Source organism: Mesorhizobium sp. B2-8-9 (genome assembly GCF_006439475.1).
Taxonomy (GTDB): domain Bacteria; phylum Pseudomonadota; class Alphaproteobacteria; order Rhizobiales; family Rhizobiaceae; genus Mesorhizobium.
In genome coordinates, this window is the sequence record NZ_VFTQ01000056.1 from 1 (window position 1) to 15537 (window position 15537).

General features: G+C 65.5%; 16 protein-coding genes and 1 tRNA gene. 14 read left to right on the forward strand and 3 right to left on the reverse strand.

The window, feature by feature from the left end; translation table 11 throughout:
* Positions 1-157: 157 nt before the first annotated feature.
* Positions 158-346, reverse strand: coding sequence for a hypothetical protein (locus FJ423_RS32805; protein ID WP_095767932.1), 189 nt, complete (start codon positions 344-346; stop codon positions 158-160).
* A gap of 214 nt (positions 347-560) precedes the next feature.
* Here FJ423_RS32805 and rsmI point away from each other — a divergent pair, with 214 nt between their 5' ends.
* Together rsmI and FJ423_RS32815 are read left to right on the forward strand one after the other, a co-directional pair.
* Positions 561-1457, forward strand: a complete 897-nt coding sequence (rsmI, locus tag FJ423_RS32810; protein WP_181174982.1) for a 16S rRNA (cytidine(1402)-2'-O)-methyltransferase — start codon at positions 561-563, stop codon at positions 1455-1457.
* Positions 1450-1827 (forward strand): YraN family protein, encoded by a 378-nt coding sequence (locus FJ423_RS32815; protein WP_140847882.1) that lies wholly within the window; start codon positions 1450-1452, stop codon positions 1825-1827. Before rsmI ends, FJ423_RS32815 begins: the two co-directional genes overlap by 8 nt.
* A gap of 230 nt (positions 1828-2057) precedes the next feature.
* On the opposite strand, the gene FJ423_RS32825 is transcribed toward FJ423_RS32815, so the two are convergent.
* Positions 2058-2864: an undecaprenyl-diphosphate phosphatase gene (locus tag FJ423_RS32825; RefSeq protein ID WP_140847887.1), complete on the reverse strand. Its 807-nt coding sequence runs from the start codon at positions 2862-2864 to the stop codon at positions 2058-2060.
* A gap of 161 nt (positions 2865-3025) precedes the next feature.
* On the opposite strand from FJ423_RS32825, the gene FJ423_RS32830 reads away from it, so the two are divergent.
* The 12 genes from FJ423_RS32830 to FJ423_RS32885 all read left to right on the forward strand — a co-directional run bounded on the left by FJ423_RS32830 (position 3026) and on the right by FJ423_RS32885 (position 14963).
* Positions 3026-3718, forward strand: a complete 693-nt coding sequence (locus tag FJ423_RS32830) for a glutathione S-transferase family protein (protein WP_040986376.1) — start codon at positions 3026-3028, stop codon at positions 3716-3718.
* Positions 3699-4850: a tRNA epoxyqueuosine(34) reductase QueG gene (queG, locus tag FJ423_RS32835; protein ID WP_140847890.1), complete on the forward strand. Its 1152-nt coding sequence runs from the start codon at positions 3699-3701 to the stop codon at positions 4848-4850. Before FJ423_RS32830 ends, queG begins: the two co-directional genes overlap by 20 nt.
* A 12-nt stretch (positions 4851-4862) precedes the next feature.
* Positions 4863-5765 carry an SDR family oxidoreductase gene (locus FJ423_RS32840; protein ID WP_140847892.1) on the forward strand — a complete coding sequence of 301 codons (903 nt, stop codon included), beginning with the start codon at positions 4863-4865 and terminating at the stop codon, positions 5763-5765.
* A gap of 126 nt (positions 5766-5891) precedes the next feature.
* Positions 5892-6974 carry a penicillin-insensitive murein endopeptidase gene (gene mepA, locus FJ423_RS32845; RefSeq protein WP_140847895.1) on the forward strand — a complete coding sequence of 361 codons (1083 nt, stop codon included), beginning with the start codon at positions 5892-5894 and terminating at the stop codon, positions 6972-6974.
* A 214-nt stretch (positions 6975-7188) separates the two neighbouring features.
* Positions 7189-8208: a glucokinase gene (locus tag FJ423_RS32850; protein WP_140847898.1), complete on the forward strand. Its 1020-nt coding sequence runs from the start codon at positions 7189-7191 to the stop codon at positions 8206-8208.
* A gap of 119 nt (positions 8209-8327) precedes the next feature.
* Positions 8328-10199 (forward strand): ABC transporter ATP-binding protein, encoded by a 1872-nt coding sequence (locus FJ423_RS32855; RefSeq protein WP_140847901.1) that lies wholly within the window; start codon positions 8328-8330, stop codon positions 10197-10199.
* Positions 10196-11017, forward strand: a complete 822-nt coding sequence (gene dapB, locus FJ423_RS32860; RefSeq protein ID WP_140847904.1) for a 4-hydroxy-tetrahydrodipicolinate reductase — start codon at positions 10196-10198, stop codon at positions 11015-11017. Before FJ423_RS32855 ends, dapB begins: the two co-directional genes overlap by 4 nt.
* A gap of 31 nt (positions 11018-11048) precedes the next feature.
* Positions 11049-11669, forward strand: coding sequence for a 2,3-bisphosphoglycerate-dependent phosphoglycerate mutase (locus FJ423_RS32865; protein ID WP_140721670.1), 621 nt, complete (start codon positions 11049-11051; stop codon positions 11667-11669).
* Between the two features lie 177 nt (positions 11670-11846).
* Positions 11847-11931 (forward strand) — tRNA-Leu (locus FJ423_RS32870).
* Between the two features lie 61 nt (positions 11932-11992).
* Positions 11993-12775 carry a hypothetical protein gene (locus FJ423_RS32875; protein ID WP_210239590.1) on the forward strand — a complete coding sequence of 261 codons (783 nt, stop codon included), beginning with the start codon at positions 11993-11995 and terminating at the stop codon, positions 12773-12775.
* A gap of 88 nt (positions 12776-12863) precedes the next feature.
* Complete coding sequence (locus FJ423_RS32880) at positions 12864-14531, forward strand: cyclic nucleotide-binding domain-containing thioredoxin-disulfide reductase (RefSeq protein ID WP_140847907.1); 1668 nt, start codon at positions 12864-12866, stop codon at positions 14529-14531.
* A gap of 123 nt (positions 14532-14654) precedes the next feature.
* Positions 14655-14963, forward strand: coding sequence for a UBP-type zinc finger domain-containing protein (locus tag FJ423_RS32885; protein ID WP_181174983.1), 309 nt, complete (start codon positions 14655-14657; stop codon positions 14961-14963).
* Positions 14964-14997: 34 nt separating this feature from the next.
* Here the strand turns inward: FJ423_RS32885 and FJ423_RS32890 are convergent, their stop codons facing one another.
* Positions 14998-15180, reverse strand: a complete 183-nt coding sequence (locus tag FJ423_RS32890; protein WP_112128832.1) for a hypothetical protein — start codon at positions 15178-15180, stop codon at positions 14998-15000.
* Between the last annotated feature and the right edge of the window lie 357 nt (positions 15181-15537).

The window sequence follows — 15537 nt, forward strand, 5'->3', positions numbered from 1 at the left end:
CTGTCCGAAAGGACGACCAGGATTCATTCGGTCTCCTTCCCACTTCAACCATACACCAGAACCAACACACAGGATTCCAGGGTCTGCGCGCGTCGCTTCGCTCCTTGCTCCGCCCTGGAATGACGAAAGGGAGCTGCCTGCGCTCACATGCGACGCCTTAAGCGTCGTGCTTCTGGCGGTGCTTGCCGCGGTGCTTCTCGCCATGCGCCTCGCCGTGACGGACAGGCTTCTGGTCGGCCTTGTCGCGGCGCGCGCCGGACTCGGCGGCGATGGGGTGTGGAGGGATGCCCTCGCGGGCGGTCTTGCTTTCAAGTCGGCTGATAAAAATATCGAAGCGATTGGGCATCGTTCGGTCCTGCCTCCTCCCGGGGAATCAGGGGTTAAATTCGCCGATGTGGGTTTCGTTCCGCACTGTGGCAAAGGCAAGGCGATTTCGTTGCCTCGACCTCACATTTTGCAACGGGGCGTCAGCCATGCGAAACAGATTTGGTTCTTACGCAATTCCGGACGGAAAACCGCGACGCACTTTTCCTGGAATTGCTCGGAATGAGGGGCATTCGGTGACCGGCGACAAACGCAGCTATCTGATCGGACAAAGCGAGGTCGCGGCGCGGCCGCTTCAGCCGGCGCTTTATCTGGTGGCGACGCCGATCGGCAATCTGGCCGACATCACGCTGCGCGCGTTGGAGACGCTGGCCGCCGCCGACATCGTCGCCTGCGAGGACACGCGCGTCTCGCGCGTGCTGCTCGAGCGCTACGGCATCCGCCGCCGCACCACCGCCTATCACGAGCACAATGCGGGCGAGGCCGGGCCGAAGCTGATCGAGGCGATGGCTGCCGGGCAGAGTGTGGCGCTGATCTCCGACGCCGGCACGCCTTTGGTCTCCGACCCCGGCTACCGGCTGGTCGGCGAGGCGCTGGAGCGCGGCATTCGCGTCGTGCCCATCCCTGGACCTTCGGCTCCGCTTGCGGCGCTGACCGCTTCCGGCCTTCCTTCCGATGCTTTCCTGTTCGCCGGATTTCTGCCCGTGAAGGCCGGGCAGCGGCTGACCAAGCTGGAGACGTTCAAGCAGGTGCCGGCAACGCTGATTTTCTTCGAATCGCCGCGCCGTCTGGCAGAGACGCTCGGCGCCATGGTCGAGGCGCTGGGCGGCGCGCGGAAAGCCGCCATCGGGCGCGAGCTGACCAAGACGTTCGAGGAGATGCGCACCGGAACGCTTGCCGAGTTGGCAGACCACTATACCGCGGCAGACACGCCGAAAGGCGAGATCGTTATCTGTGTCGGTCCGCCCGAAGCGGCGGAGGACCAGCCGGCCGACATCGACCGCCTCCTGCTCTCGCTTGCGGCCGAAATGCCGGCATCGAAGGCTGCAGCGGAAGCGGCAAAAATGACCGGCGGGCAGAAGCAGGCGCTTTATCGGCGACTGCTGGAGCTGAAGGCGGACGGGGATGGCTGAACGCACGGTCGGCCATCGCCGAAAGGCCTATCGGCGCGGCCATCGCGGCGAGTGGCTGGCGGCGCTGGCGCTGATGCTGAAAGGCTATCGCATCCTTGCCCGGCGCCACCGCACCAGGCTCGGCGAGATCGACCTCATCGCCCGGCGCGGCGACCTCGTGCTGTTCGTCGAGGTCAAGGCGCGGCGGACATTGGTCGAGGCGATGGAAGCGATCGGCCGCGAATCGGAGCGCCGCATCGAGGGCGCCGCGGATTTGTGGCTGTCGCGCCAGCCGGATTACGGCCGGCTGTCGATGCGCTTCGACATGGTGGCGGTGTTGCCCTGGCGCTGGCCGGTGCATGTCGAGAACGCGTTTTACGGGAAGAGTTGAGGGTCTGCCAACGGCGATGGGCTGGCGGGACAGCCCCCCTCTGGCCTGCCGGCCATCTCCCCCACGAGGGGGGAGATCAGATGTCGCTCTCGCTTCGCCAATCGCCAACGTTGCAAGAGGTGGTGCCGTTGGCGGAACTGCTAATCTTCCCCCTCGTGGGGGAGATGCCCAGCAGGGCAGAGGGGGGCGCGAAGGAACTCGACGAAGCAGTATAAGAGAGCGACCTCAGTTCACCCCCAGACCATCAGCGCCGCCAACCCGAGTCCTCCAACCACCAGCCGCCACCAGCCGAACAGCGAATAACCGTTGCGCGAGACGTAATCGAGCAGGAAGCGCACCACGATGAGCGCGGTGACGAAGGCGGCGATGAAGCCGACGGCGATGATCGGCAAATCGGCCGAGGTCAGCACGTTGCGGTTCTTGAAAAGATCGAAGGCGAAGGCGCCGACCATGGTCGGCATGGCGAGGAAGAAGGAGAATTCGGCCGCCGCGCGCTTGTCGACGCCCATCAGCAGCGCGCCGACGATGGTCGAGCCGGAGCGCGAGGTGCCGGGGATCAGCGACAGGCACTGGAACAGGCCGATCTTGAGATAGACGCTCAACGGGAAGTCCTCGACATCATGGTGGACCGGCTTGAGGTTGATGCGGTCGACGATGAGCAGAACCACGCCGCCGATGATCAGCATGATGCAGATCAGCCGGGGCGATTCGAACAATATGGTCTTGATGAAATCATGCGCCAGCGCGCCGATGACGGCGGCCGGCAGGAAGGCGATCAGGATACCGACGACGAAATGCCGGGTCTGCGGATCGCTGGGCAGCTTGATCAGCATCTGCCACAGCTTGCTGAAATAGACGCTGAGGATCGCCAGGATCGCGCCGAGCTGGATCAGGATCTCGAAGGCCTTGCCGGTGGAGTGGAAGCCGAGGAAATGCCCGGCAAGCAGGATGTGGCCGGTCGAGGACACCGGGATGAACTCGGTCAGGCCCTCCAGCAACCCAAGCAGCAGCGCTTCGACGATGGTCTGGCTTTCCATGGCAACCTCTGCTTTTGAATGACGGCTAAGGGAAGGGCTTGCTTGTCATGGGGCGGAAGTCCCCCTATAGGTCGCAACACCATGACAGTCCCTGGAATCGGCCGGCCAAGACTTATCGGCGCTGACACCGATTCGCCAGTGCGCCTTTTCATCGCGGAACCATGCTGACGCTTTTCCATCATCCCATGTTTGCCACCTGCCGCTTCGTGCGCCTCGCTTTCGGCGAGTATGGCGAGGAGTTGGCGCTGATCGAGGAAAAGCCGTGGACGCGGCGCAAGGAGTTCCTGGCGCTGAACCCGGCCGGCACGCTGCCGATCCTGCTCGCCGAAGGCGACGTGCCGATCGTCGGCGCCATGGTGATTGCCGAATATCTCGACGAGACGCGCGGTGTGCTCAAGCGCGACAAGCGGCTGTTCGCTGAGGACCCGATGCAGCGCGCCGAAATCCGCCGGCTGACCGACTGGTATCTGGCGAAGGCTGAAAGCGAAGTGACCCGCCACCTGGTGCGCGAGCGCGTGCTGAAGCCGGTCATGCCGGAAACCGCCGGCGGCGGCTCGCCGGACTCGGCCGCGATCCGCGCCGCGCGCGCCAACATCCGCCAGCACATGAAATACACCAACTGGCTCGCCGGCACGCGCCATTGGCTGGCCGGCAACAAGGTGACCTATGCCGATCTCGCGGCGGCGGCGACGCTTTCGGTGCTCGATTATCTCGGCGAGATCGACTGGCGCGAACATGGCGCCGCGCGCGAATGGTACACGCGGGTGAAATCGCGGCCGTCGTTCCGGCCGCTGCTTTCAGACCGGGTGCGCGGCCTGTCGCCGGTATCGCATTATGCGGACCTCGACTTCTGAAACCTTGCGCGCGCTGATCGAGGCGGAGGCGCGCCGCGCCGGCTTCGAGGCTGTCGCGGTGACCCGGCCGGACGCGATCCCGCTGGCGCCGGCAAGGCTCGCCGAATTCGTATCCGACGGTTTCCACGGCTCGATGGAGTGGATCGCCGACACTGTTCAGCGCCGCGCCGAACCCTCGACGCTGTGGCCGGAGGTGCGCTCCATCATCGTTCTCGCCATGAATTACGGCCCGGACCGCGACCCGCGCGATGTCCTCGAAAAGCGCGACCGCGGCGCGATCTCGGTCTATGCGCAGAACCGCGACTACCACGACGTGATGAAGGGCCGGCTGAAGGAGATCGCCGGCAAGATCGTGGCGAAGGCAGGCGGCGACGTGAAGGTGTTTGTCGATACGGCACCAGTGATGGAAAAGCCTCTTGCCGAAGCGGCGGGGCTCGGCTGGCAAGGCAAGCACACCAACCTGGTCAGCCGCGCGCATGGCTCGTGGCTGTTCCTCGGCACGATCTTCACCACGGCCGAGCTGGAGCCGGACCAGCCCGAAATCGACCATTGCGGCTCCTGCCGAGCCTGCCTCGACGTCTGCCCGACCGGCGCGTTCCCCGCGCCCTACCGGCTCGATGCGCGGCGCTGCATTTCCTATCTGACTATCGAGAACAAGGGGCCGATCCCGCGCGAGTTCCGCGACAAGATCGGCAACCGCATCTATGGCTGCGACGATTGCCTGGCCGCCTGTCCGTGGAACAAGTTCGCCAGCGCGGCGTCCGAGGCAAAGCTGGCCGCGCGCGCCGATCTTCGCGAGCCGCCGCTCTCGGAGCTGCTCGCGCTCGACGACGCGGCGTTCCGCGCTTTCTTCTCTGGCTCGCCGATCAAGCGCATCGGCCGCGACCGCTTTGTCCGCAACGTGCTGATTGCCGCCGGCAATTCGGGCGACGCTTCGCTAACGCCCATTGTGCGTCGCCTGCTGGGCGACGCTTCGCCGCTGGTGCGGGGTGCGGCAATCTGGGCCCTGTCGCGACTGCTCTCCGACCGCGAATTTGGCGATCTTGCCGCCACAGCTGCGAAAGCCGAGACGGATGCGACGGTCCGCGAGGAATGGCTGGCGGTGCCGGCATATCCGGCGAAGGCCGATTGAAGGGGTTCATCGATGGGCGAAAGACGCTTCTTCGTCTTCGGCGCCGGCTATTCGGCCAAAGCTTTCGCGCGGGCCAACGCGCAACACGCGCCGGTCGCCGGCACGACTCGGACGCCGGAGAAGTTCGAGGCGCTACGGTCGGCCGGCATCGAGTCCTTGCGATTCGACGGCGCACTATCGACTGAACTGGGTGAGGCGCTCGCAAGGACCACGCATCTCATCATCTCGATCGCTCCCGACGACGCCGGCGACCCGGTGCTCAACGCCGCCAGCGAGACGATCCGGGCAAAGATGCCGGCGCTGGAATGGATCGGCTATCTCTCGACCGTCGGCGTCTATGGCGACCATGGCGGCGCCTGGGTGGACGAGACCAGCGACTGCCGGCCGGTGTCGAAGCGCTCGATGATGCGGGTGGCAGCCGAACAGGAATGGCTGAAGCTTGGCCGGGCGATCGGCAAACCGGTGGCGATCCTGCGGCTTTCCGGGATCTACGGGCCGGGCCGCAACGCGCTGGCCAATCTCGAGGACGGCACCGCAAGACGGCTGGTCAAGCCAGGACAGGTGTTCAACCGCATTCATTGCGACGACATCGCCGGGGCGCTCTGGCTTCTGGCGGAAAACAATCTCGGCGGCATCTTCAACGTCACCGACGACGAGCCGGCGCCGCCGCAGGACGTCGTGGCCTACGCCGCCGGGCTGATGGGGATCGACCCGCCGCCCGAAATTCCTTTCGAGACTGCCCAACTTTCGTCCATGGCGCGGTCTTTCTATGGCGAGAACAAGCGCGTTGAGAATCAGGCGATCAAGGCGGCCGGCTACCGCTTCCGGTTTCCCAACTACCGGGTGGCGCTGGAGCGGATGTGGGCCGAGGGCAACTGGCGGGACGGAGCGCCGCGCAGCCCGATGCGAGGATGATGCCGGTGAAGGACGATCATCTTCTACTGCTTTGATCGCTGTGGGACGCCCGGCGTGGTATGGTTCGTTCCTGATCAGGTCGCTTGACGCGCGGCAAAGGGATAGACTGGAGAGGGACCCAGCCTGATGAATTTGCGATCGCTGCCTGACCGTAAGCCGTTCCTGACCGCCGCGCTGGCGCTGGTGGCGCTCGCCGCGCTGGCGGCTGTCGCTATTTCGGCCGAACCTCGTGCCAAGGAGTTGTTCGGCGCCCGAAAACTGCCGGCCGTGGCGCCCGCGCAATCCTTCGGTTTCTATTCGAAAGGCTGCTTCACCGGTGGCGTTGCGCTGCCGATGGACGGCCCGACCTGGGAAGTGATGCGCCCGTCGCGCAACCGGCGCTGGGGCCATCCGGCGATGATCGCGCTGATCGAGAAGCTTTCGCGCGATGCCCAGGCGGATGGCTGGCCGGGGCTTCTGGTCGGCGATGTCTCGCAGCCGCGCGGCGGACCGATGATGACCGGCCACGCCTCGCACCAGATCGGGCTCGACGCCGATATCTGGCTGACGCCGATGCCGAAGCGGCCGCTGACGATCGCGCAGCGCGAGACCATGAGCGCGACGCTGATGGTCGACGAAAAAACGCATCTGGTGAAGGACGCGCTGTGGACGCCGGCGCATACGCGGCTTTTGAAGCGCGCGGCGAGCTATCCTGAGGTCGAGCGCATCCTGGTCAATCCCGGCATCAAGAAGAAGCTCTGCGACACCGTCACCGGCGGCCGCTCCTGGCTGCGCAAGATCCGGCCGTTCTGGGGCCACGACTATCATTTCCATATGCGCATCGGCTGTCAGCCGGGCTCGCCCTTCTGCAAGGGGCAAGAGACGACGCCGGACGACGATGGCTGCGGCAAGCCGCTCGCCTGGTGGTTCACCGAGGAGCCGTGGCGGCCGAACAAGAATCCGGATGCGCCCAAGGCGCGCGACCTGATGACGATGGCCAACCTGCCCAAGCAATGCCAGGACGTAGTCAATGCGCCGGACGCGCCCTCGCTGGAGGCCGTGACCTATCATGGCGGCGGCGATGCCGCGGTGGCCGTGGCCGAACCGCAGCCGACCGAGCCGGCGGAAACGATCTCCAGCGGCAACGCTGCGATCCCGGCGGCGGCAAGCGCTTTCGCGCCGACGCCAAAGATCGGCATCCCGCTGCCAAGGCCAAGGCCGGGTAACTAGTGCGTTCCACCGTTTCACGAAGCGGCGAAACGCCCTATCTCATGGCTTTGACGCAATTCCGGACGGAAAGCTACGGAGCGGGCGCCGAGCCTAACCGCTCTCACTTTTCCTGGAGTTGCTCTAAGGCGCAAGCGGGCTTCCCCTTTGCGGGGTCATGCGCTAGTCAATCGATTGAAACGGCGCAGCGGCGGCCGCAACGAGGACGATCAAGAGCATGGCAGGCGAAGACGAGAAGGGACTGCGGTTTCCGGTCCTGATCGGCGACATTGGCGGCACGAATGCGCGCTTCTCGATCGTGCTCGACGCCAATTCGGAAGCGACCGAGCCGCAGATCGTCCAGACGGCGAATTTCAAAACCATCGACGAGGCGATCCAGGCGGCGGTGCTCGACCGCTCGTCCATCCAGCCGAACTCGGCGGTGCTGGCGGTCGCCGGGCCGGTTGACGGCGACGAGATCCCGCTCACCAACTGCCCCTGGGTCGTGAGGCCCCGGCACATGCTTGCCAATCTGGGTCTGGGCGAGGTCGTTGTGCTCAACGATTTCGAGGCGCAGGCGCTGGCCGTGGTGGCGCTCGGCGAAGAGCATATGGAAAAGATCGGCGGCGGCACGCCGGAACCCAATGCGAGCCGGGTTGTGCTCGGTCCCGGAACGGGTCTCGGCGTCGCCGGGCTGATCTATGCGCTCGACCATTGGATACCGGTGCCGGGCGAGGGCGGGCATATGGACATTGGCCCGCGCACGCCGCGCGACTTCGAAGTGTTCCCGCATATCGACAAGCTTGAGGGCCGCATATCCGGCGAGCAGATCCTGTGCGGACGTGGGCTCGTCAACGTCTACCGCGCCGTGGCCAGCACGGACGGCAGGCCGACGCCCTTGACCACGCCGGCCGAGGTCACGGCGGCGGCGCTTTCGAAGTCCGATCCGGTGGCCGAGGAGGCGCTGGCGCTGTTCGTCACCTGCCTCGGCCGCACCGCGGGCGACCTGGCGCTGGTGTTCATGGGCCGCGGCGGTGTGTTCCTGACCGGCGGCATCGCGCAAAAGATCGTGCCGGCGCTCAAAGCGGGCAATTTCCGCGCCGCCTTCGAGGACAAGGCGCCGCACCGCGCGCTGATGCGCGAAATGCCGGTCTACGTCATCACCCATCCGCTGGCGGCGCTGCTCGGGCTTGCCGCCTATGCCAGGACGCCTTCGCTGTTCGGCGTGCGGACGGCGGGGCGGCACTGGCGGGTGTGATTGCTCCGGCGCTCGGGACGGCGCGACGAAGTTTCGCCATAGGCAAGCCGTAGCCGGGGCGCTAAGAGGGTGCGAAAAAGGCGTCCTGACGTTTACGAGAACCCACGAAGCGCTTCGATTTGACACTTCAAAATCCAAACAAGGCAAAAAGCCGGCCCGCCGAGGTCACGGCGGTGCTGCGCCGTATCGTCGCTGAAAACGGCTATGACCATCGCTGGTCCTATGCGGTCGTCATCGTCTGCTCGCTGCTGGTTTCGGGCGCGACCGCCTTCTCGGCCTGGGTCATGGCCCCGATGGTCAATGAGATCTTCTACGAACGGAGCAGCGGCGCCGTCTGGTGGATTTGCGCCGGCTTCATGGGCGCCTTCCTCGTGCGCGGCTTTGCCGGTTACGGCCAGGCGGTGATGTTAGCCACGATCGGCAACAATCTCGTCGCCCGGTACCAGAAACGCTGTTTCGACCAACTGATGAAGCTCGGCGTCAATTTCTTCAACGATACGCGTTCCGGGCGCCTGGCGGCGCAGCTGGACGAGAATGTCGGCGGCATTCGCGACCTGCTGTCGCTGACCTTGATTTCGATCACCCGCGACGCGGTGACGCTGATCGGCCTAGTCTGCCTGATGGTCTACCAGGATCCGGTGCTGTCGCTCAGCTCGCTGCTGATCGGACCGCCGCTGATCTGGGCCGTCGTCTACATCACGCGGCGGGTGCGCAAGATCAACCGCGAATCCGTCCTGATCAACTCGCGGCTGAGCGGCTCGGTGCAGGAGGCAGTTCAAGGCATCGCCATCGTCAAGGCCTTCACCATGGAGGATGAGCTGGCCCGCCGCATCGGCATCATGGCCGATACGGCCGAGCAGCGCAGCAACAAGATCGCCCGCGTCTCCGAGCGGCTATCGCCGATTTCCGACATGCTGGCCGGTCTCGCCGTCACCGCCGTCATCGCCTATTCCGGCTATCGGGCATTGTATCTCGGCCAACCGCCGGGCGCGGTGTTTTCCTTCATCACCGCGCTGATTCTTGCCTATGATCCGGCGCGGCGCCTGGCGCGCATGCAGGTCACGATGGAACGCGCGCTGGTCAATGCCCGCATGATCTACGAGCTGCTCGACCTCGAGCCGAAGCAGGGCGACGCGCCCGACGCGGTTGAGGCGAAGATCACCACCGGCGAGGTGCGCTTCAACAATGTGACGTTCGGCTACAGCGCCGACATGCCGGTGCTGCGAAACCTGAGCTTCACCGCCGCCGCCGGCAAGGTGACGGCGATCGTCGGCGCCTCGGGCGCCGGCAAGTCGACGCTGGTGGCGCTGCTGCAGCGCTTCTACGACGTCGACCAGGGCTCGATCAAAGTCGACGGCCAGGACATCTCGAAGGTGACGAAGCGGTCGCTGCGCCAATCGATCGCCTATGTCTCGCAGGCGCCTTATCTGTTCGAAGGCACGATCCGCGACAACATCCGCTACGGCCGGCTGTCGGCCACCGACGCCGAGATCGAGCAGGCGGCGAAACAGGCGGCCGCCGACGATTTCATCCGCCAGCAGCCGCAAGGCTACGACACGCCGGTCGGCGAGAACGGCGTGACGCTGTCGGGCGGCCAGCGCCAGCGCGTCTCGATCGCGCGCGCCATCGTGCGCCAGGCGCCCATCCTTCTGCTCGACGAAGCGACCTCGGCGCTCGACAACGAGGCGGAAGCGCGCGTGCAGGAAGCGCTGACCCATGTCATGGAAGGGCGCACCACCATCGTGATCGCGCACCGGCTGTCGACAGTGGTCAATGCCGACCGCATCATCGTGCTGGAGGAGGGGCGGCTGGTCGAGGAAGGCACGCACGCGACGCTGATGGCCGACCCGCACAGCATCTATGCCCGCTTCCATCGGATACAGGGCAAGAAGGGGCTGGGGCTTGTCGACGACGTCAAGGCAAGCCAGACTTCGGCCCAAACTCCCGCATCGCGCAGCCGCGCCAAGAAGACCGTCAGGAGAAGCGCATGAGTGAAGCCGGCGATATGGGCCTGGCGGTGGTGGGCGCCGCCGGCCGCATGGGCCAGACGCTGATCCGCGCCATCCATACCATGCCCGGCGCGCGCGTCGCCGCCGCGGTCGAGCGGCCGGACTCGGCCCATCTCGGCAAGGATGCGGGCGAGCTCGCCGGCATCGGCATCATCAACGTGCCGATCGTCGACGACCCGCTGCCGGCCTTCGCCAAGGCCGACGGCGTGCTCGATTTTACGGCGCCCGCGGCAAGCGTCGAATTCGCCGGCTATGCCGCGCAGGCGCGCATCGTCCATGTCATCGGCACCACCGGCTGCTCGGCCGACGATAACGCGAAGATCGCCGCCGCCGCGCGCCATGCCACGATCGTCAAATCGGGCAATATGAGCCTCGGCGTCAATCTGCTGGCGGTGCTGGTCGAGCAGGCCGCGAAGGCGCTCGACCCGGAGGATTTCGACATCGAGATCCTGGAGATGCACCATCGGCACAAGGTCGACGCGCCGTCCGGCACGGCGCTGCTGCTCGGCGAGGCGGCGGCGAAAGGGCGCGGCATCGATCTCGCCGACAACAGCGTGCGGGTGCGCGACGGCCATACCGGCGTGCGCAAGGCCGGCTCCATCGGCTTCGCAACGCTGCGCGGCGGCTCCGTCGTCGGCGACCACAGCGTGATCTTGGCCGGCACCGGCGAGCGCATCACGCTTTCCCACCATGCCGAGGACCGGGCGATCTTCGCGCGCGGCGCGGTGAAAGCCGCGCTTTGGGCCCGCGCGAAGAAGCCGGGGCTTTATTCCATGCGGGACGTGCTCGGCCTGAGCTGATCCCTATCCAAACCATTCCATAGGAGCAAACATGTCGGGAACTCTCGTGCTCGTGCGCCACGGCCAGAGCGAATGGAACCTGAAGAACCTGTTCACCGGCTGGCGCGACGTCGGGCTGACCGAGCAGGGCACTGCAGAGGCGCTTGCCGCCGGCGAGAAGCTCAAGGCGCGCGGCCTGAAATTCGACATCGCCTACACGTCTGCCTTGAAGCGGGCGCAGGTGACCTGCCAGCACATCCTCGACATCGTCGGCCAGAGCGACCTGAAGACGATCCGCGACCAGGCGCTCAACGAGCGCGACTATGGCGACCTCTCCGGCCTCAACAAGGACGACGCGCGCAAGAAATGGGGCGAGGAGCAGGTGCATATCTGGCGCCGCTCCTACGATATCGCGCCGCCCGGCGGCGAAAGCCTGAAGGACACCGGCGCGCGCGTGTGGCCCTATTACCTGCACGAGGTGCAGCCGCATGTGCTGCGCGGCGAGACCGTGCTGGTCGCCGCGCACGGCAATTCGTTGCGCGCGCTGATCATGGCGCTGGACGGCAAGAGCGGTGAGGAGATCGTCAAGCTCGAGCTCGGCACCGGCGTGCCGGTGATCTACAAGCTCAACGCCGATTCCACCGTGGCCAAGAAAGACGTGCTGGAGGGGTGAGGCGTTGCAAGAAGGGCGCTGGCGCCGACGCCAGCCCTTTCTCCCCGTCACTATACGGGGAGAAATGCCCGGCAGGGCAATGAAGGGCAGCGCCTACGCTGGGAAGAAAGAGGGCCAGCGCTGACGAAAAAACCGCGTTGACACACACCGTTTGCCCGCTTACTAGAGCGCCCACCAGCCCAGATGGCGGAATTGGTAGACGCGCACGGTTCAGGTCCGTGTTCCGCAAGGAGTGGAGGTTCGAGTCCTCTTCTGGGCACCAAATTCCCGTTTCAGACGATCTGACGCGATGAGCAAAAAAGCCCGGATTTCCGGGCTTTTTTGTGCCCTGCAACTCATCTCGCGTTGAACCGTTCCTATCTTGCCGGTTAACCCGAGGTTCCGTGATGCCCGCGCCGTTCAAGGAGTGGAAGGTTCTGCCGCATGGCAGGCTCTCTCCTGTCGACGACGATATTCTGACGGTGACCGGCGACATACCGATGCCGGTTGGCAACATGAAACGGCGCATGACCGTGGTGCGACTGCGCGACCGGCGGCTTGTCATCTTCAGCGCCATCGCGCTCGACGACGAACAGATGCGCGAGATCGAGGCCTTCGGCCAGCCGGCCTTCTTGATCGTCCCTAATGATCATCACCGGCTCGATGCAAAACCATGGAAGGATCGCTATCCCACCCTTCAGGTGATTGCACCGGCTGGCGCGCTCAAGAGCGTCGAGAAGGCGGTACAGGTCGATGCGACGTACGGCGACTTTGGGGATCCCGACGTCAAGCTCGTCACCGTCCCCGGAACCCGTGATCGCGAAGCGGCGTTGCAAATTGACGGAGCGAACGGCACGACGCTCGTTCTCAATGATATCGTCGGCAACATTCGCGGCGCATCCGGCTTTGCAGGCTGGGCATTGCGCATGATGGGATTTGCCGGTGATGAGCCGCATATACCTTGGCCGGTCAAACTGACGATGGTCGGCGACAAGGCGGCACTCGCGGCGCAATTGAGACAATGGGCCGAACAGCCGGCGCTCAAGCGCATCCTTGTCTCGCATGGCTCAGTCATCACCGAGGATCCGCGCGGGGCGCTGCGCAAGCTGGCGACGTCGCTCGGATAGATGAAAGCATAGCGACCAACCTCTCCTTCCGGCCAGTCTCCCAACAAAGCGCTTCAAACCCGGCCTCGACGACGCTACGGTCCGCCCCATGGCCCCTTCCGTCAGCCCGACCATCGCCGCGCGCCGCGACCAGATGTTTCCGATCCTCACCGACGCGGACATCGAGCGCATGCGCCGCTTTGGCGAGGCCACGGCCTATGCCGCCGGCGACCACATCGTGACAGCCGGCGCGGTCTCGCCTGGACTGATCCTCATCCTGTCGGGCAAGGTCGACATCACCCAGGCCGGCGGGCTTGGCCCGCGCGAGGCGATCATCAGCTACGGTGCCGGCAATTTCGTCGGTGAGCTGGCGCAATTGTCGAACCGGCCGTCGCTGGTCAATGCCGAGGCGGTCGAGCCGGTCGAGGCGATCGTCATCCCCTCGCAGCGCCTGCGCGATCTGATGGTGCAGGAGGCCAATCTCGGCGAGCGCGTCATGCGGGCGCTGATCCTGCGCCGGGTCGGCCTGCTCGAAAGCGGCGCCAGCGGGCCGGTCGTCATCGGTCCGCCCGGCAATGGCGACGTGCTGCGGCTGCAGGGCTTTCTGCGCCGCAGCGGCCTGCCGCACCGGGCGCTCGATTCCGACACCGACCCTTGCGCCAAAACGCTGATCGAGCGGTTTCATGTCGACCCGCACCACCTGCCGATCGTGCTGTGTCCGAACGGCAAGCTGATGCACAATCCGGGCGAGACCGAGCTTGCCCGATGTGTCGGCCTGCTGCGGCCGATCGATGCCGACAAGATCTATGACGTGGCGATCGTCGGCGCCGGGCCGGCGGGGCTGGCGGCCGCGGTCTATGCCGCCTCGGAAGGGCTGTCGACCATCGTGCTCGATTGCCGCGCCTTCGGCGGTCAGGCAGGCGCCTCGGCCCGCATCGAAAACTATCTCGGCTTCCCGACCGGCATCACCGGCATGGCGCTGATGGCGCGCGCCTACAACCAGGCGCAGAAATTCGGCGTCGAGATGGTGATCCCCGACGAGGCGAAGCTGCTCGACGACGCTACCGACGGCGCCCGCTACCAGCTTGCCATTGGCGATGGCGAAACGGTGCGCTCGCGCGCGGTGGTGATCGCCAGCGGCGCGCGCTACCGCCGCCTCGATATCGCCAACCTCGCACAGTTCGAGGGGACCTCGGTGCATTACTGGGCCTCGCCGATCGAGGCCAGGCTTTGCCGGAATCAGGAGGTGGCGCTGGTGGGTGCCGGCAATTCGGCCGGCCAAGCGGCCGTCTATCTGGCGAGCCAAGTGCGCAAGGTGACGCTGCTGGCGCGCCGCGACAGCCTCGACGCCACGATGTCGCGCTATCTGGTCGAGCGCATCAAGGCACAGCCCAACATCGAGGTGCTGACCGAGACCGAGGTCGCGGCGCTGGAGGGCCATGAGGGCAATCTCGAGCGGGTGCACTGGCGCAACCGGGCGACAGGCGAAGAGACGACGCGCGCAATCCGCCACCTCTTCCTGTTCATCGGCGCCGACCCGAACACCGATTGGCTGGCGAACTGCAACGTGGCGCTGGATGCCAAAGGTTTCGTGCGCACCGGGCCGGACACGACACCGGGGCACGGGCTGATGGAGACCAGCCGCAGCGGCGTGTTCGCCATCGGCGATGTGCGCTGCGGCTCGACCAAGCGCGTTGCTGCCGCCGTCGGCGAAGGCGCCCAGGTGGTTGCGGCGCTGCATGCCTATCTGGCGCGGGACGGTGCCGCTAGACCGTGACGGCGGTTCATTGAATCGCCATCACGGTCCAACTCTTGTTGGAGCAAGATCTTTCTCCGAAAACCGGTTCCCACTTTTCGGGATCACGCTCTAGAACCAACAGGCCAAACCGGCCAGGAGACGATGATGGACGAATGCAGACATACGAAGGACATCAAAAAGGTCACGCCGAGCGCGCTCGGCTGCGAGGAATGCCTGAAGGGCGGCTCGTGGTGGGTGCATTTGAGGCTCTGCCGGACCTGCGGCCATGTCGGCTGCTGCGACGACTCGCCCAACCGCCACGCGACAAAGCATTTTCATGCCACGCAGCATCCGATCATCGAGGGCTACGACCCGCCGGAAGGCTGGGGCTGGTGCTTCGTCGACGAGGTGTTCATCGATCTCGGCGACGACACGACGCCGCAGAACGGCCCGATCCCGAAGTTTGTTTGACGGTGCAGGGCAAGCCGGCCGGGCGACGCCTTGCTCAGCGCACCGAGCTCGTCACGGTCGGATCGACGGCATCGGGCACGGATTTGCGCTCATTGCCGGCGAAGATGCCGATGAGGAGAAGGCTGAGCACAACCGGCACAAACAGGATGGCGACGCGCGCCTGCACATAGAAGATGGCGCGCCATTCGTTTCGCTTTTCGGGGCTATCGTTCATCATGCTCGCTCTGTTGTGCCTCCCGGGGCCGGACATAGAGACGAAGCGTTAAACATCTCCTTCCGATTCGGTTAACGAGCGACCATCTGCTGCATCGCAAAGGGCAGCGCTGCCCCTCTCGTCCGCTGTGCGGTCAACTCTCCCCACTTCGTCTACGCTATGCACACATCTTCTGTGAGTGACTGGTGAGGCCGAGGCTTGATTGCCATGTGGTTCCCCCAATCCGTCGCTGCTTCGCACCTTTCCCCCTCCGGAGGGAAGGAAGGGAGCATTGCTGGACGGGCGTTGAGGCAAAAAGCTTGGCGCCTTTCCTCTACCCCGTCGATCGGGGGAGAGGTGGCTCGGCGAAGCCGAGACGGA

What these genes read in the sequence shown, in the direction of transcription:
- FJ423_RS32805 (WP_095767932.1), bottom strand. Translation starts at nt 346, where the DNA reads ATGCCCAATCGCTTCGATATTTTTATCAGCCGACTTGAAAGCAAGACC.
- FJ423_RS32815 (WP_140847882.1), top strand. Translation starts at nt 1,450, where the DNA reads ATGGCTGAACGCACGGTCGGCCATCGCCGAAAGGCCTATCGGCGCGGC.
- FJ423_RS32825 (WP_140847887.1), bottom strand. Translation starts at nt 2,864, where the DNA reads ATGGAAAGCCAGACCATCGTCGAAGCGCTGCTGCTTGGGTTGCTGGAG.
- FJ423_RS32830 (WP_040986376.1), top strand. Translation starts at nt 3,026, where the DNA reads ATGCTGACGCTTTTCCATCATCCCATGTTTGCCACCTGCCGCTTCGTG.
- queG (WP_140847890.1), top strand. Translation starts at nt 3,699, where the DNA reads ATGCGGACCTCGACTTCTGAAACCTTGCGCGCGCTGATCGAGGCGGAG.
- FJ423_RS32840 (WP_140847892.1), top strand. Translation starts at nt 4,863, where the DNA reads ATGGGCGAAAGACGCTTCTTCGTCTTCGGCGCCGGCTATTCGGCCAAA.
- mepA (WP_140847895.1), top strand. Translation starts at nt 5,892, where the DNA reads ATGAATTTGCGATCGCTGCCTGACCGTAAGCCGTTCCTGACCGCCGCG.
- FJ423_RS32850 (WP_140847898.1), top strand. Translation starts at nt 7,189, where the DNA reads ATGGCAGGCGAAGACGAGAAGGGACTGCGGTTTCCGGTCCTGATCGGC.
- dapB (WP_140847904.1), top strand. Translation starts at nt 10,196, where the DNA reads ATGAGTGAAGCCGGCGATATGGGCCTGGCGGTGGTGGGCGCCGCCGGC.
- FJ423_RS32865 (WP_140721670.1), top strand. Translation starts at nt 11,049, where the DNA reads ATGTCGGGAACTCTCGTGCTCGTGCGCCACGGCCAGAGCGAATGGAAC.
- FJ423_RS32880 (WP_140847907.1), top strand. Translation starts at nt 12,864, where the DNA reads ATGGCCCCTTCCGTCAGCCCGACCATCGCCGCGCGCCGCGACCAGATG.
- FJ423_RS32885 (WP_181174983.1), top strand. Translation starts at nt 14,655, where the DNA reads ATGATGGACGAATGCAGACATACGAAGGACATCAAAAAGGTCACGCCG.
- FJ423_RS32890 (WP_112128832.1), bottom strand. Translation starts at nt 15,180, where the DNA reads ATGATGAACGATAGCCCCGAAAAGCGAAACGAATGGCGCGCCATCTTC.